This is a genomic window from Arenibaculum pallidiluteum (assembly GCF_017355985.1).
Classification (GTDB): Bacteria; Pseudomonadota; Alphaproteobacteria; order Azospirillales; family Azospirillaceae; genus Arenibaculum; species Arenibaculum pallidiluteum.
Genome location: NZ_JAFIQU010000006.1, coordinates 244,248 through 259,458 on the forward strand (window position 1 = coordinate 244,248; position 15,211 = coordinate 259,458).

Genomic DNA, 15,211 nt, shown 5'->3' on the forward strand with positions numbered 1-15,211 from the left:
CCCCTGCCCTGCGCTGCCCTGCCCGCCTCCTGCCGCGGCCTCAGCCGCGGCGGATCAGCGTGCCGGCACCGCCCTCGGTGAAGATCTCCAGCAACAGCGCGTGCGGGACGCGCCCGTCCAGGATCACCGCCGCGTCGACTCCCTGCTCCACCGCCTGGATGCAGGTCTCGAGCTTCGGGATCATGCCGCCGCTGATGGTGCCGTCCTGCATCAGGCGGCGCGCCTCGGACAGCGAGAGCTCGGGGATCAGGTTCTTCTGCTTGTCGAGCACGCCGGCGACATCGGTCAGCAGGAAGAATCGCGTGGCGCCCACGGCGCCGGCGATGGCCCCGGCGGCGGTGTCGGCATTGATGTTGTAGGTCTCGCCGTCGGTGCCGAGCCCGATTGGGGCGATCACCGGGATCAGGTCGGAGCGGCCGAAGGTCCCGAGGATCCCCGGGTTGATCTCGGCGGGCTCGCCGACGAAGCCGAGGTCCAGCAGCTTCTCGATGTTGCTGTCGGGATCGCGGACCGTGCGCTGCAGCTTGCGCGCGACGATCAGGCGGCCATCCTTGCCGGACAGGCCGACCGCGCAGCCGCCCTGCTTGTTGATGGCGGCGACGATCTGCTTGTTGATGGAGCCCGACAGGACCATCTCGACGATCTCGACGGTCGCGGCGTCGGTGACGCGCAGCCCGTCGATGAACGAGCTCTGGATCTTGAGCCGGTCCAGCATCTGCCCGATCTGCGGCCCCCCGCCGTGCACGACCACGGGGTTGATCCCGACCTGCTTCAGCAGGACGACGTCACGGGCGAACAGCTCCGCCAGCCCGTCATCGCCCATGGCGTGCCCGCCATACTTGATGACGAAGGTCCGGTCGGCATGCCGGCGCATATAGGGAAGCGCCTCGGACAGGGTCCGGGCCTTCGCCAGCCACTCATCTCTGGACACGTTGGCGATCGTTTCCATGGGTGCGCTCATGGCGGCGCACTCTAGTTGAAAGCCCCCTCCCCCGCTAGGGGGGCCATGTGGCGGCGCGTAATCCGCAGGCGCCGGATCTACCCTCTCGGGGGATAGCCGATCTTCAGGCCCTTCCTGTGCGTTGTGCCGCTACCGGTTGTGTCGTTTTCGGGGGCGGAAGGATGCGCAGGGTCCTTCGGGGCGGAATTATGCTGTGCGCAGCGCTGCTGTGCGCCGCCCTGGCCGTGCGACCGGACGCCGGCGCTGCCGAACAGGTCGCCCTGGGCGTGGTGGTGCCCGACCCGCCCGACGGCCGCGCCGAGACCGGGGCCCCGCGGGTCTGGGCCGCCGACAGGCTGGCGCAGTGGTCCTCGCTGACCGTCCGCCTGGACCAGGAGGCCTCCACCCCGCCGAGCCACGCCCTGCGGGCATGGCACAAGGCCGTGAACCGGCTGCGCGGCAAGCCGCTGGAGGACCAGATCGAGGCCGTCAACGCCTTCGTGAACGCCGCTCCCTGGGTCAGCGACGAGGACAACTACGGCGTCTCCGACCTTTGGGCAACGCCGGGGCAGTTCCTGGCGCGCGGCGGCGATTGCGAGGATTACGCGATCACCAAGTTCTTCTCGCTGCTGCGACTGGGGGTCGCGGCCGAGCAGATGCGGATCCTGGTGGTCAACGACACCGGCCGCGACCTCATCCACGCCGTCCTCGCGGTCCGGACGCCCCGGGGCACCTTGGTGCTGGACAACCTGGTGCCGGAGGTCGCCTCCCTCGACGGGCTGCGGCAATACCAGCCGCTCTATTCCGTGAACCTGCAGCACCTCTGGCTGCACAAGGCCTTCAACTGACGCCGGGTCCATCAACTGACGCAGGGCGGACAGGCGCATTTCATCCCTAGGGATGTGACGGCTGTCGCGGCCGTGCCCGTACTTTCGGGTATGGTGCAAGCAGCCGGCGACGCGCCGGCGCGTCGAAGGAGATCGCATGCCCTACCAAAACCGGCCCGCGGCACGAGCCTGCCTCGCAGCCGTTCTGGCCGTGTCCGTTGCCCTGTCCGCCTCGCCGTCGCTGGCCAAGCCCGACGGGGCCGGCCGTCCCGACTTCGTGGAAGGCAAGGGCAGCCACGGCAACGGGAACCCCGGAAAGGGGAATTCCGGGAAGGGCAATCCCGGCAGAGGCGGCAAGGGCGGGCCCGAGGGCGCCGCGACGCTGCCGGCCCATGGCGGACGCATCGAGCCGAAGGCGGGGGCATATGGGCCCGATGCCGACCGGATCCTCGGCAGCGGCGCATCGGCGGCCGTAATCGCAGCCCTGCTGGGCGGCCAGACGCAAACCCTTTCCGTCGGAGCGAAGCCCCTGCCGCCGGGCATCCGGAAGAATCTCGCGCGGGGCAAGCCGCTGCCTCCCGGCATCGCCAGGCAGTCCGTGCCGCAGCCGCTGCTGGTGCGCCTTCCCGTGGTGGACGGGCATGAGTGGATCCGGATCGGGACCGAGCTGGTCCTGGTCGGCATCGCGAGCCACCTGATCGCCCAGGTGATCGACGGCGTGTTCAGCTAGGACGAGGCGCCGGTGGCGACCTGCCTCAGCCGGCGTCCTGGGGCTTCGGCGCGGGCTCGGCCAGGGTCGCCAGGCTGGCGCGCAGCTCGGCGATGCCGAGCCCCTTCTCGGCGCTGGTGACCGCCACCTCGGGATGGGCTGCGGTGTGCTTGCGCAGACCTGCCGCGGTCTCCTCGCGGACCTTGGCCAGCGCCGAGGCTTTCACCTTGTCGGCCTTGGTCAGCACGATCTGGTAGGGCACCGCCGCCTTGTCGAGCATGCCCATCATCTCGATATCGTTGGGCTTGAGCCCGTGCCGGGAGTCGATCAGCACCAGCGCCCGGCGCAGCTCGACGCGGCCACGCAGGTAATCGCGCACGAGCTCGTTCCAGTCGGCGACCTTGGTCTTGCTTTCCTTGGCGTAGCCGTAGCCCGGCAGGTCCACCAAGGCGAGCCGCCCGCCGAGGTCGAAGAAGTTGATCTGCTGGGTGCGGCCCGGCGTGTTCGATGTCCGCGCCAGCGTCTTGCGCCCGGTGAGGGCGTTGATCAGGCTCGACTTGCCGACGTTGGAACGGCCCCAGAACGCGACCTCGGGCAGCCGAGCCTCCGGAATGTGCTCGAGGGTCGCGGCGCCCCAGAAGAAGTCGCAGGGCGCCGCGAAGAGCAGCCGGCCGGCCTCGATCCCGTCGCTGCCCTCGCCCGTGGCCCCGGGCTGCAGGCTCGGGACGATGCCGGTCGGCTTGGCCATGCCGTCAGGTCGCCGCCCGGGCCGTGCGGGCGCCCTCGCGGCGCATGATCAGCCACTGCTGGGCGACCGAGAGCAGGTTGTTCCAGGACCAGTAGATCACGAGCCCGGCCGGGAAGGACGCCAGCATGAAGGTGAACATGATGGGCAGCAGCATGAAGACGCGCGCCTGGATCGGGTCCGGCGGCGCCGGGTTCATCTTCTGCTGCAGCCACATGGTGACGCCCATGATCAGCGGCCACAGGCCGATGGCGATCATGGCGGGCCCGGTGCCCCAGGGCAGCAGCCCGAACAGGTTCCAGATCGAGGTCGGGTCCGGAGCCGAGAGGTCGTGGATCCAGCCAAAGAACGGCGCATGCCGCATCTCGATGGTGACGAACAGGACCTTGTAGAGCGCGAAGAACACCGGGATCTGGATCACGATCGGCAGGCAGCCGCTGACTGGGTTCACCTTCTCCCGCTTGTAGAGCGCCATCAGCTCCTGGCTCATGCGCTCGCGGTTGTCGGCGTAGCGCTCCTGCAGCTCCTTCATCTGGGGCTGCAGCGCCTTCATCCGGCTCATGGCCCGGTAGCTCTTGTTGGCCAGCGGGAAGAACACGGCCTTGACGAAGACGGTGAAGACCAGAATCGCGATGCCGAAGTTCCCGAACAGCCGCGCGAGATAGTCCAGCGCATAGAAGAAGGGCTTGGTCAGCCAGTAGAACCAGCCGAAGTCGACGGCCTTGTCGAAGTTCGGGATGCCGAGCTGGTCGCCATAGGCGTCCAGAAGCCGGACCTCCTTGGCGCCCGCGAAGACGCGGGTCGTGAACTCGGCGGTGGCGCCGGGCTGCACGGTCGTTGCCTGGCCGAGCATGTCGACCTGGTAGCGGTCGGTGCCGTCGCGCTGGCTGTGCACGAAGCGCAGGGTCGAGGGCTGGTCCTGCGGCGGCACCAGCGAGACCAGCCAGTACTTGTCCGTGATGCCGATCCAGCCGCCGGTGGTTTCGGCGGGCTGGGGCGCCTCCTTGGCCGCGAGATCGTTGTACTTAACCTCGCGCAGGGTGCCGCCGATCACGCCCAGCGGCCCCTCGTGCAGGATGTAGTAGCCCGAGGTGTGCGGCGTCCCGTGGCGGCTGACCAGGCTGTAGGGGTGCAGCGCGACCGGCTGGCCGCCGGTGTTGCGCACCCTCTGCACCACCGTGAACATGAAGTTGCGGTCAACGGAAACCGTGCGCTCGAAGACGAGCCCCTGGCCGTTGTCCCAGGTCATGGTGACCGGCCGCTCCGGCCCCAGGGGGCCGCCCTGGACCGTCCAGCGCGTCTCGGGGCCGGGCAGCGCAGGCGCGGCGGAGCCGCCGGCGGGGACCCAGCCGAAATCGGCGTAGTAGGGGTGCTCAGTGCCGGAGGGCGAGAGCAGCGTGACCTCGGGGCTGCCGGGCTCCGTCGTTTCCTTGTAGTCCGCCAGCGTCAGGTCGTCGATCCGGCCGCCCGTCGCGGAGATCGAGCCGTGGAGCCGGGGCGTGTCGATGCGCACGCGCTCGGACGCGGCCAGCACCTCGGCTCGCGGGCGCGGCGCGAATGCCGCGGGGGCGCCGGCCGGCGCGGCTGCCTGTCCGCTCGCGCCCGGGGTCGGGGCCTCGGTCGCCTGTTGCTGGGCCTGCTGGGCCTGTTGCTGCGCCTGGCGCGGCGCCTCGTAGAACCACTGGAAACCCAGCAGGATCAGGATCGATAGGACGATCGCCAGGATCAGGTTGCGCTGGTCGGTCATGGGAATACGGTCTCGTCCCTGGCAGCGGCCCGGCCGGGGGGCCGGATCGCGGGGTGTTCCGTCATCGGGCCGCGGCGGTCCCGGACGTGTCGGATGGGGTCGCACCGCCTGCAGGCGGCACCGGATCGTAGCCGTGCCCGCCCCAGGGGTGGCAGCGCCCGATCCGTTTAACGGTCAGCCAGCCTCCGCGCAAGGCGCCGTGTCGCTCCAGCGCCTCCTTGGCGTAGGCCGAGCAGGTCGGCAGGTATCGGCACTGCCGGCCGATGAAGGGCGACAGCGTCCACTGGTACAGCGTGACGGCGAGCCACATCAGTCGGGCGGCGGGGCTCATGACGCCTCGGCGGGCTTCGGTGCCGGCCGGCCCTGCCCCTCGCTCCCGTCCGTCCCGCGCTCCCCCGAGGCATCGCCCCGGAGGGTCCCGGCCGCGCCATCGGGCGCCTGGGCTGCGGGCTTGCGGGCGCGCAGGCGCTCCAGGCCCTTGGCGATATCCGCCTTGAGATCGGCGAATCCGCGGCGCAGCGTCTCGCCGCGCGCGATCAGGACATAGTCGTGCCCGGGCGCGGCCTCGCTGGCCAGGACCTCGCGCGCAGCGGCGCGCAGCCTGCGGCGCGCGCGATTGCGCTCGACCGAGTTGCCGACCTTCTTGCTGGCCGTGAAGCCGACGCGGATCGACGGCTCGCCGGCCTCGGGGCGCTGGCGATCGTCATGGGCGCGGGCTTGAAGGATCAGGCCGGGCGCCGCCCATTTGCGGCGGGCCCCGGCGACGGCAAGGAATTCCGGCCGCCGCTTGAGCCGCCCCAGGACAGGCCGGCGCGGGGTCGGCGGCATCGGAGGTCAGGCCGACAGGCGCTTGCGGCCCTTGGCGCGGCGGGCTGCCAGGACCTTGCGGCCGCCGACGGTCGCCATGCGGGCGCGGAAGCCGTGACGGCGCTTGCGGATGAGCTTGCTGGGCTGATAGGTGCGCTTCACGGCACACTACTCCGGATGAGGGTCTTCTCGAAGGAAGCCCGCTGTATACGGGGGGCAGCCCCCCGAGTCAACCGAACCCTGCCCGCCAAGCCGACCCTCCGGGCCGCGTTCCTCACGGGAAGGTGACTGGCGTCGGCGCATCGGGGATCCCACCATCCCAGGGAAGGCCCGGGGACGCAGGACGGAGCAGATAATGATCGCGGCCGAGGAGGGGCACAGGAAGCAGCGCCGGGCGGGCTGGATCCGCTTCTGGCCGCTGCTGGCCGCCGCGGCGGCCGTCACGGTCGTCTTCGCGCTCGACCTCCACCGGCTCCTGAGCTTCGAGGCGCTGGCGGCGCATCGCGGAACCCTGCTCGCCTGGGTCGAGGCCCACGGGCCGCTGGCCGCCGGGGCCTTTGTACTGACCTACGCCGCGGCCACCGCCCTGTCGCTGCCGGGCGGGACGGTGCTGACGCTGGCGGGCGGCTTCCTCTTCGGAATCCCGGCGGGCACGGCCTGCTCGGTGATCGGCGGCACGCTCGGGGCGGTCGCCGTCTTCCTGGCGGCGCGCACCGCCCTGGGCGGCGCGCTGCGCCGGCGTGCCGGCCCCTCTCTGGACCGCTTCGCCGAGGGCTTCCGGCGCGACGCCTTCTCCTACCTCCTGGTCCTCAGGCTGGTGCCGCTGTTTCCGTTCTGGCTCGTGAACCTTGTCCCCGCCTTCCTGGGCGTGCGGCTCGGCACCTATGCGGCGGCGACCGCGATCGGCATCGTGCCGGGTACGCTGGCCTTCGCATCGGCTGGCGCCGGCCTCGGCACTGTCTTCGAGGCCGGGGAAACGCCCGATGCGGGCATCCTGCTGCGGCCCGGCGTGCTGCTGCCCCTGCTGGGCCTCGCGGCCCTTGCGCTGGTCCCGATCCTCTACCGCAGGCTAAAGGCCGGCCGGAGTGCTCCGTGAGCACTGCAGTGCGATGCGATCTCTGCGTGATCGGGGCCGGCTCGGGAGGGCTGAGCGTGGCCGCAGGAGCTGCGCGCCTGGGCGCATCGGTCGTCCTGATCGAGAAGGGCGAGATGGGCGGCGACTGCCTGAACACCGGCTGCGTCCCCTCGAAGAGCCTGCTGGCCGCGGCGAAGGCGGCACGGTCCGTACGCGAGGCGGCCCGGCTGGGGATCGATGCGGGCCCGCCGGAGGTGGATTTCGCGCGGGTGCGTCGGCATGTGGCGGGGGTGATCGCCTCCATCGCGCCCCATGATAGCCAGGAGCGTTTCGAAGGCCTCGGCGTGCGCGTGATCCGGGCGCGCGCCTGCTTCACGGCGCCCGACAGGGTCGAGGCCGGGGGCCTCGCCATCCAGGCCCGGCGCTTTGTGATCGCGACCGGCAGCCGGGCGGCCGTGCCGGACATCCCGGGCCTGGACGCCGTTCCCTTCCTGACCAACGAGACGGTCTTCGGGAACCCCGACCTGCCGGACCATCTGGTGGTGATCGGCGGCGGCCCCGTCGGGCTCGAGATGGCCCAGGCGCACCGCCGGCTGGGCTCGCGGGTGACGGTGATCCAGTCCGGCACGCTGCTGCCCCGAGACGAGCCCGAGCATGTGGCGGCCCTGAAGACTCAGCTCGAGGCGGAGGGCATCCGCATCCTGGAGGGGACCCGGGCGACGCGCGTCGCAGGGCGGGCGGGCGCCATCGCCGTGCACCTGCCCGGCGGCGAGGCCGTGGAGGGCAGCCATCTCCTGGTGGCGGCGGGCCGCAGCCCCAATGTCGAGGAGCTCGGGCTCGAGGCCGCGGGGATCGCCCTGGCCGCCAGGGGCGTGCGGGTCGACGACCGGCTGCGCACGACGAACCGACGCGTCTTCGCGGTCGGCGACGTCGCCGGCGGGCCCCAGTTCACCCATGTCGCTGGCTACCATGCGGGCATCGTGATCCGCAACGCGCTGTTCCGACTTCCGGCCCGCGTGGACTACCGCGCCCTGCCCTGGGTCACGTATACCGGACCAGAGCTGGCGCAGGTCGGCCTGACCGAGGCGCGCGCCCGGGCCGAGCATGGCGCGGTGCGCGTGCTGCGTGCGTCCTTCGCCGGGAACGACCGCGCCCGCGCCGAGGGAGCAGCCCATGGCGGGGTCAAGGCGGTGGTGACGCCACGCGGGCGGATCCTGGGCGCATCGATCCTGGGCGAGCATGCCGGCGAGGACATCCAGCCCTGGGTACTGGCGATCCAGAACCGGCTTCGGATCGGCGCCATGGCGCAGATCTTCGCGCCCTATCCGACCCTGGGCGAGGCCTCGCGGCAGGCGGCAGGCACCTTCTTCGAGGACCGCCTGTTCGGGCCCCGCGTCCGCGGCCTCGTCCGCCTGCTCGCGCGCCTGGGATAGGGCCGGAAGGTTCTGCTACGATCCCGCGCATGACCCCGCCCCTGCCCGCGCGCAGCCTGTCAGCCAAGCTGCTGCTGCTGACGATCGCCTTCGTCATGCTGGCGGAGGTGCTGATCTTCCTGCCCTCCATCGCGCGCTTCCGGGTCGGCTGGCTGGAGGAACGGCTGGCGGCCGGGCACCTGGCCGCGCTGACTGTCCAGGCCGCGCCGGGCAACATGGTCACCAAGGAGCTGCAGATGCAGCTCCTGGCGATCGCGGGCGCACGCATGGTCGACCTGCAGCTTCCCGGCGACCGCGTCCTGATGCTGGGCGAGACCTCGGGAGAGACCGCGGCGCGCGAAGAGCCGCGGCTGGTCGACCTGCGGACGGCGGGCGCGGTCCGGCTGATCGCCGACGCGGTCCTGGTGCTGGTCAGCCAGCCCGAGCGGAGCCTGATCCGCGTCGTCGGCCAGTCTCCCAAGGACAGCCGGGCGACCGTGACGCTGACCCTCGACGAGGCGCCGCTGGCGACGGCGCTGCTCGATTTCTCGGGGCGCATCCTGCTGCTTTCGATCGTGATCTCGCTGATCACGGCCTCGCTGGTGTTCCTGAGCCTGAACGCCCTGCTGGTGCGCCCCATGCGCCGAATCACGGCGAGCCTGGTGGCCTTCCGCGAGGCGCCCGACGACCCCGCGGCCACACCGGTGCCGAGCGGGCGCAGCGACGAGGTCGGCACGGCCGAACGCGAGCTGGCCTCCATGCAGGAGGCCGTGCGCACCGCCTTGCGCCAGCAGGCGCGCCTGGCCGCGCTGGGGACGGCCGTCACCAAGATCAACCACGATCTCCGAAACATCCTGGCCACCGCGGCGATCGTCTCGGAGCGGCTGGCGATCAGCGAGGACCCGGAGGTCCGGCGCGTGACGCCCCGCCTGATGCGCGCGCTGGACCAGGCGGCCGAGCTGTGCGAGCAGACGCTCGCCTATACCCGCGACGGCGCCGTGCCGCTGTCCCTGAGCCCGGTCGACCTGGCCGAGCTCGCCCGCGAGGTCGGGACCGAGCTGCTTCCCCGCGAGGAACCCGACCGGAGCTGGGAGGTCGCGGCGCCGCCCGGCACAGTGCTCCCGGCCGACCGCGGCCAGCTCCACCGCGCGTTGCTGAACCTCGGGCGCAACGCCTTCCAGGCCGGCGCGCACAGGGTCGCCGTGGGGATCCGACCCGGCGTCGATGGGCGCACGGTGCTGACGGTCGAGGACGACGGCCCCGGTCTCCCACCCCGGGCGCGCGAGAACCTGTTCACGCCCTTCGCCGGCTCGGCCCGCAAGGGCGGCGTCGGGCTGGGCCTCGCCATCGCGCGAGAAATCCTGCGCGCCCATGGCGGCGAGCTGCGCCTTGTCGCCAGCGGGGCCGGCGGCACGGTCTTCGCGCTGGAGCTTCCCGCGACGGAACGCCTCGGGGCGGATCCATTGCCAGCGCAGCCGCTATCTCATAAAAGGTCGGCCGAAACAGACGGGGGAACGAGAGATGAAGATGGGAAAGTGGATCGCGGGAGTCCTTCTGGGCCTGTTGGCGCTGCTGGGACTGATCATGGCCTCGCACGCCGCTGACACGACCTTCTACTACACCGGGCTTGCCGTCTTCGTGATCGCGGTACTGGCGGTCTTCTACGTGATGCGCCGCGCGTTCGACGAAGCCGAGCAGGGCGGGCACTGAGCTTGGCCTGGGATCCTGGGACCTACGACCGGTTCCGCGCCCAGCGCGCGCGTCCGGCGCAGGACCTTGTCGCGGCCCTGCCGCCGGTCACGCCCGGGCAGGTGCTCGACCTCGGCTGCGGTGGCGGCGCGCTCGCCCGCAGCCTGGCCGAGCGCTGGCCCGCGGCCGCCGTGGCCGGCATCGACGCCTCGCCCGCGATGCTCGCCCAGGCCGCCGCGGTCCCCTCGCGGGTCCGCTGGATCCAGGCCGACCTGAACGGCTGGTCGCCCGAGGCTCCGCCCGACCTCGTGGTCTCCAATGCGGCGCTGCACTGGCTGCCGGACCACGGCACGCTCTTTCCGCGCATGATGGGCTGGCTGCCGCCGGGTGGCGTGCTGGCCGTGCAGATGCCGCGCAACTTCGCCGCCCCCTCGCACCAGGCCGTCCGCACGGTGGCCGAGGATCCGCGCTGGCGCGACCGGCTTGCCGGCGAGTTCGGCGGCCCCGCGCCGGTGCACGCGCCGGAATTCTACTACGACACGCTGGCGCCGCTGGCGCGCCGGCTGGAGATCTGGGAGACCGAATACCTGCAGGTGCTCGAGGGCGAGGATGCCGTCCTGACCTGGATGCTGGGCACGACGCTGGTCCCGGTCCAGGAGGCGCTCGCCCCGGCCGAGTTCGAGGCATTCACGACCCTGCTGCGCGCGCGCCTGCGGGCGGCGTATCCGCAGCGTCCCGACGGCACGACCCTCTTCCCCTTCCGCCGCCTGTTCCTGATCGCCGCCGCCTGAGCGCGCGGCACCCTTTGCACGCCTGGCCTGTTGGACGCCAGACGGCAGCAGGCCGGGCACGCGTGCCCGGGCAGAGGGCCCAGGGTGAGCGCCAAGGGCGAGGAAAGGAACGGGCATGCGCGACCTCAGGAATCGGACCGTGGTGATCACCGGCGGCTCCAGCGGAATCGGCCGCGCGGCGGCGCTGGCCTTCGCCGCCCGCGGCGCGCGGCTGGTGCTGGCGGGGCGCAGGGCGGCACCGCTGCAGCAGGCCGCTCAGGACTGCACGCGCCTGGGGGCGCGGGCCATTGCCGTGCCCGCCGACGTGACCGAGATCGCCGACATGCGCAGGCTGATGCGCACGGCGCTCGCCACCTTCAGGACCGTCGACGTCTGGATCAACAATGCTGGGACGGGGCTGATCGGCCGCTTCCACGAGACGCCGATGGAGGAGCACCGGCGCGTGGTCGAGATCGACCTGCTGGGCGCCATGTACGGCGCCCATGCGGTGCTGCCCCATTTCGCCGAGCGCGGCGAGGGCGTGCTGATCAACATGGTCTCGGTCGGCGCCTGGCTGGCGCCGCCCTACGCCGCCTCCTACGCCGCGGCCAAGTTCGGGCTCGACGGGTTCACGCGCAGCCTGCGGCAGGAGTTCGCCCATATGCGGGGCGTCCATATCTGCGGCCTCTATCCCACGGTGGTGGATTCGCCGGGCCTGCGCCATGCCGGCAACCGGACCGGGCGCGAGCTGCGCCCCGGGGGCCCGGTCCTGGACCCGGAGAGGGTGGCCGAAGCCATGGTATCGCTCGCCGAGGCCCCGCGCCCGTCGCTGCGCATCGGCCTGGGCATCGAGGCCGCACGGCTCGCGAGCGGCATCGCCCCGGACATCACGGACCGGCTCACGGCCATGGTGATGGAGTACGGGCTCGGCCGCTCGCCGCGCACCGCGCCACGGCAAGGAAACCTGTTCGAGCCCTCCCGGGGCGATGTCGTTCATGGCGGCTTCGGCGCCTCGGCCCTGGCCGACCTGCCGGTGGGGCCGTTGCTTGCGGCGCTGGCGGGCTTCGCGGGCGGGGCGATGGCGCGGCGGAGGCTCATCCCGCCGCGTCGTCGATCCAGGCCAGCAGCGGCTGCCAGTCGGCACGCGGCTCCTGAACGCGCTTCGCCTTGAGGTCGAAGAGGGTGAGGCCGCTGGCCGCAAGCTCGGCATAGAGCTGCGCGTCCCGGATCCGCGTCACAACGCCGTGCCCGACGCCGTCCAGGAACCGGTCCAGGCGCTCGGCCGAGCGCGTGTTGGCACGCAGCCGGTTCCCGACGACCGCCACGCCCTTGCGCCGCTTCGCGATGGCCTTCAGCTCGTCCAGCTTCCGCAGGAAGCGCCGGGTCGCCTGCTCGTCGAAGGCGCTGGGCAGCACCGGCAGGACGACCACGTCGGCGAGGTCGACGAGTTCCTCGATCTGGCGGGTCCGCAGCGCCGCAGGCGCGTCGATCACCAGCCGCGCCGCACGGGGGGTCTCGACGGTCTCCTTGGACCAGTCGAGGCCGCGGACGGGCGGCGCCGTCGCCGGGCGCCGCTCGATCCAGCCGAGGCTGGAGCGCTGGCGGTCGGCGTCGGCGAGCAGCGTCGCATGCCCGGCATTGGCGAAGGCGCCCGCGATGTGCGTCGCGATGGTCGTCTTCCCGCAGCCACCCTTGATGTTGGCGACAAGGATCGTGAACATCGGCCGAGCCTATCCTACGTCCTGTGGCGCGACCAGAAGGGCCTCGCATCCGCGAAGTCGTCCCAGGCGGCGCGCAGCTCCGGCTCGCCGTCGACGAGGCCGCGTGCGTGCCATCCGACCACAAGTCCGCTGCCAGTGCGCGCCGGAAGCGGAAGCCGATCGCCCGAGGCGGCCTCCAGTTCGGCCAGCAGCTCGCCTGCCGTCGCGACGTCGTTGGCGTGCCCCAGCGCGTCCTGCAGGGCGGAGAGCTGGCGCAGGTACCGGCTCACGGCCCTGCCGTCCTCGGAATAGAGGGGACGGAAGAACTCGGTGGCATAGCGCAGCTTCTTCAGGGCGATCCGCAGCTCGTGCCGCGGGCCCGCCGCCAGCCGCGCAAAGCCCTTGCCTCGGCGCCGGGCTGCGCGCTGGCGGCGGGACAGCAGTGCCTCGGCCACGACACCGACCGGCTGCATCAGCGTGGCAGAATCCTCGGAAACCTCCTGGCGGCGCCAGGACCGCGCCTCGAGCCAGGCGCCGAACCGGAGCAGGAGCAAGGTGCAGCGCTGGGACAGGATCGCCGCGCGCGCCCGCGCATGGCCGCGTTCGCGCGCGGCCACGGCCTCGGCGCGCAGCGCGGCCAGGGCGGGGTTGCCCGGAAGCGCCTCCTCCACCGGGGGCAGGAGCTGATCCAGGAAGACGTCCCAGTTCCGCGCGCCGCCGAGTTCGCCCGCGAGCCACTTCACCTCCGCCCCGAGCTCGGCAAGCTGTTGGGGCGGCAGGAAGCGCTTGAACAGCACCAGCGCCGAGCGCATGCGGCGCAGCCCGACCCGCATCTGGTGAATGCCCTCGGCCGCGCCGGCCTCGGCCGCGTGCTGGTTCGCGAGCACCTGCGAAAGGCAGTTCCGGAGAATGGCCTCGAAGGCCTGCTCGACCGAGGCGTCGGCGGCGATCTCCACCGGGCGCGCCTTCACGGCCGCAGGCCGCGCGTCCGCCGCCAGCGCATAGCCGCGGTCAGACTTCGTCCGCGTCTCGACGCGGACCGGCACCGACTCGGCGACAGCGATCGCGACGGCATAGAGGTCCAGCGCCGACCCGGCCTTCAGCTCCAGCTCCAGCTCGGCCACCGGCTCGGCCGCGCCGTCCGCGCGCCGGATCTCGCCACGGTCGATGGCCGCCTCGATCTCCGCCCCGTTGCCGCTCAGCGTCCGGGTGGTCCGGCGAACCTCCGCGGTGAAGACGGGGCGCAGCTCGTCCGCGGTCACCAGCGCCAGCTCGGCGCGGGCCGCGCCCTCCGGCAGCAGGCCCAGGTCGGGAGCGGGCCCGGGCACCGGCGTCTCCCATTCGCCGCGCGCGAGGTGGGTTCCGGTCGGCGCACCGCCGAGCTTAACCGTCTGGACGAAGCGGCGGCCCTGGCGGCGCACCCGCAACGAGACGCCGCGGCGGTGAAGCCGCAGGTCCTCGGTGTCGAAATAGGTGCTGTGCAGCTTGCCGCTGGAGCCGGGCCCGCCACTGGCCAGCACGGGCACGCCCGCCAGCTTCCCCAGGTCGTCCGGCCGGACGCGGAGCTTCAGCTCGACCTCTTTGTCGGTCATTCGGATTCCGTCCCTGCGCCGACCTTTGCCCGGCCCGGGCGGGAATCTGTGGCTTCTTCAGATCATCGTCAAGCCGGGTGCCGTCCCCCGCCCCCGCTCGTCTTCACGAACGTCAGGACCTTCGAAAGAAAGGCCATGTCCGAGCTGGCCTGCTCAAGTGAAAGCTCAGTGAACATATTTGCGAGATCATGGCCGAGATATTCCGCGTAGTAGGGCTCGTGGAACGCCGTGGGGAAGCGCCGCAGCAGGCCGTCCATCTCCGGCCGGTCGCCGGTCTGGATGCTGTCGACGATCACGGCGAGGCCGCCCGGCCTGAGCACGCGCGCGATCTCGGCTGCCGCCCGGATCCGGACCCCCCGCGGCAGCTCGTGGAACAGGAAGATGCAGGTGACGATGTCGACGGAGGCGTCGGCCAGCGGCATCGCCTCGGCCGGGGCCTGGACGAAGCCGGCCCTGCGCCACGGGGCCAGGTTGCGCCGTGCGGCCTGCAGGTAGGGCAGACTGAGGTCGAGCGCGACCGTGCCGAGCCGCGGCCAGTTGTCCTTCACGAAGGTCAGGAAGCGCCCAGTGCCCGCCGCAACGTCGAGCAGCACGAGGTCGGACGAGCGGCGCCCCTCCAGCCAGCGCGCGATCGGCGGCAGCGCCTGCCGGCGCATGGCGTCGGCGCCGCCGCCGAACAGGACCTCCACCTGATGGTCGTAGAGCTCGGCCGAGCGGTCGCTGAGATAGCCGTCGGTCTGGAAGTGGAAGTTCTGCCGGTAATAGGCCGGCAGCCCCCGCCCGGCATCCTCGGCGCGCAGCTCTAGCCCGTCCCGCGCGCGCCGGCGCCGCGCCACCGCGGGCAGGTCTCCCAGGAACAGCGCCGTCTCGCGCAGCACCTTCAGCGGCGAGACGACCAAGTCGTGGGGCATGCGGTAGTAGCCCGCCTCCACATTGGCGAGGTCGCGCGCCAGCAGCGCACGCAGCTCGGCGAGCAGCGTCCCCGCGCCGGGAGCCGGGCCAGACGCCGGTGGCACCGACTCGGCCCCGCCGAAGCGGGCCGCGAGCGCGTACTGACCCAGGAACCAGGACACCCGGACGGCCTGCCCTACCCGATAGGCGAGTCGCTCCGACGGACCAATCATGCCGCCTCCCTCTCGTGTTCCGATGCGGGCTGCACCGGCCCGGTGGCAACCCCTTCGCGCCGTCCGGCCCGGGT

Annotated in this window: 17 protein-coding genes; 8 read left to right on the forward strand and 9 right to left on the reverse strand. The window is 72.1% G+C overall.

Annotation, left to right across the window (positions count from 1 at the left end; genetic code table 11):
- Positions 1–40: 40 nt before the first annotated feature.
- Positions 41–961: an acetylglutamate kinase gene (gene argB, locus JUB13_RS14965; RefSeq protein WP_207480270.1), complete on the reverse strand. Its 921-nt coding sequence runs from the start codon at positions 959–961 to the stop codon at positions 41–43.
- A 161-nt stretch (positions 962–1,122) separates the two neighbouring features.
- Between argB and JUB13_RS14970 the strand changes: the two genes are divergently transcribed.
- Positions 1,123–1,788: a transglutaminase-like cysteine peptidase gene (locus tag JUB13_RS14970; RefSeq protein ID WP_207480272.1), complete on the forward strand. Its 666-nt coding sequence runs from the start codon at positions 1,123–1,125 to the stop codon at positions 1,786–1,788.
- 136 nt (positions 1,789–1,924) lie between these two features.
- A complete protein-coding gene (locus JUB13_RS14975) occupies positions 1,925–2,497 on the forward strand; it encodes an anti-virulence regulator CigR family protein (protein ID WP_207480274.1) in 573 nt (190 codons plus the stop codon).
- Between the two features lie 25 nt (positions 2,498–2,522).
- Here the strand turns inward: JUB13_RS14975 and yihA are convergent, their stop codons facing one another.
- From yihA to rpmH, 5 genes are all read right to left on the reverse strand, one after another.
- Positions 2,523–3,224 (reverse strand): ribosome biogenesis GTP-binding protein YihA/YsxC, encoded by a 702-nt coding sequence (gene yihA / locus JUB13_RS14980; RefSeq protein WP_207480276.1) that lies wholly within the window; start codon positions 3,222–3,224, stop codon positions 2,523–2,525.
- A gap of 4 nt (positions 3,225–3,228) precedes the next feature.
- Positions 3,229–4,968, reverse strand: a complete 1,740-nt coding sequence (gene yidC / locus JUB13_RS14985; protein WP_207480278.1) for a membrane protein insertase YidC — start codon at positions 4,966–4,968, stop codon at positions 3,229–3,231.
- 61 nt (positions 4,969–5,029) lie between these two features.
- Complete coding sequence (gene yidD, locus JUB13_RS14990; protein WP_207480280.1) at positions 5,030–5,299, reverse strand: membrane protein insertion efficiency factor YidD; 270 nt, start codon at positions 5,297–5,299, stop codon at positions 5,030–5,032.
- On the reverse strand, positions 5,296–5,796 hold the full coding sequence (rnpA, locus tag JUB13_RS14995) for a ribonuclease P protein component (protein ID WP_207480282.1): 501 nt from the start codon (positions 5,794–5,796) through the stop codon (positions 5,296–5,298). The genes yidD and rnpA overlap by 4 nt, the downstream gene beginning before the upstream one ends.
- Positions 5,797–5,802: 6 nt before the next feature.
- A complete protein-coding gene (rpmH, locus tag JUB13_RS15000) occupies positions 5,803–5,937 on the reverse strand; it encodes a 50S ribosomal protein L34 (RefSeq protein ID WP_207480284.1) in 135 nt (44 codons plus the stop codon).
- Between the two features lie 193 nt (positions 5,938–6,130).
- On the opposite strand from rpmH, the gene JUB13_RS15005 reads away from it, so the two are divergent.
- The 6 genes from JUB13_RS15005 to JUB13_RS15025 all read left to right on the forward strand — a co-directional run bounded on the left by JUB13_RS15005 (position 6,131) and on the right by JUB13_RS15025 (position 11,892).
- Positions 6,131–6,871 carry a TVP38/TMEM64 family protein gene (locus tag JUB13_RS15005; protein ID WP_207480286.1) on the forward strand — a complete coding sequence of 247 codons (741 nt, stop codon included), beginning with the start codon at positions 6,131–6,133 and terminating at the stop codon, positions 6,869–6,871.
- A complete protein-coding gene (locus tag JUB13_RS15010) occupies positions 6,868–8,283 on the forward strand; it encodes a dihydrolipoyl dehydrogenase family protein (RefSeq protein ID WP_207480288.1) in 1,416 nt (471 codons plus the stop codon). The genes JUB13_RS15005 and JUB13_RS15010 overlap by 4 nt, the downstream gene beginning before the upstream one ends.
- Before the next feature lie 29 nt (positions 8,284–8,312).
- Positions 8,313–9,866 carry a sensor histidine kinase gene (locus JUB13_RS15015; RefSeq protein WP_207480289.1) on the forward strand — a complete coding sequence of 518 codons (1,554 nt, stop codon included), beginning with the start codon at positions 8,313–8,315 and terminating at the stop codon, positions 9,864–9,866.
- Entirely contained in the window at positions 9,847–9,972 is a 126-nt protein-coding gene (locus JUB13_RS31830; RefSeq protein WP_268914370.1) for a hypothetical protein, read from the forward strand. The genes JUB13_RS15015 and JUB13_RS31830 overlap by 20 nt, the downstream gene beginning before the upstream one ends.
- 2 nt (positions 9,973–9,974) lie before the next feature.
- Positions 9,975–10,742, forward strand: a complete 768-nt coding sequence (locus JUB13_RS15020) for a methyltransferase domain-containing protein (protein ID WP_207480290.1) — start codon at positions 9,975–9,977, stop codon at positions 10,740–10,742.
- A 115-nt stretch (positions 10,743–10,857) separates the two neighbouring features.
- The gene (locus tag JUB13_RS15025) at positions 10,858–11,892 is read left to right on the forward strand and encodes an SDR family oxidoreductase (protein WP_207480291.1); all 1,035 of its coding nucleotides are present in this window, start codon (positions 10,858–10,860) and stop codon (positions 11,890–11,892) included.
- Here the strand turns inward: JUB13_RS15025 and JUB13_RS15030 are convergent.
- The 3 genes from JUB13_RS15030 to JUB13_RS15040 all read right to left on the reverse strand — a co-directional run bounded on the left by JUB13_RS15030 (position 11,816) and on the right by JUB13_RS15040 (position 15,137).
- Complete coding sequence (locus JUB13_RS15030) at positions 11,816–12,442, reverse strand: ParA family protein (RefSeq protein WP_207480292.1); 627 nt, start codon at positions 12,440–12,442, stop codon at positions 11,816–11,818. The two genes, JUB13_RS15025 and JUB13_RS15030, sit on opposite strands and share 77 nt — an antisense overlap.
- A gap of 14 nt (positions 12,443–12,456) precedes the next feature.
- Entirely contained in the window at positions 12,457–14,013 is a 1,557-nt protein-coding gene (locus JUB13_RS15035) for a CYTH and CHAD domain-containing protein (RefSeq protein ID WP_207480293.1), read from the reverse strand.
- A gap of 68 nt (positions 14,014–14,081) precedes the next feature.
- The gene (locus tag JUB13_RS15040; protein WP_207480294.1) at positions 14,082–15,137 is read right to left on the reverse strand and encodes a class I SAM-dependent methyltransferase; all 1,056 of its coding nucleotides are present in this window, start codon (positions 15,135–15,137) and stop codon (positions 14,082–14,084) included.
- Between the last annotated feature and the right edge of the window lie 74 nt (positions 15,138–15,211).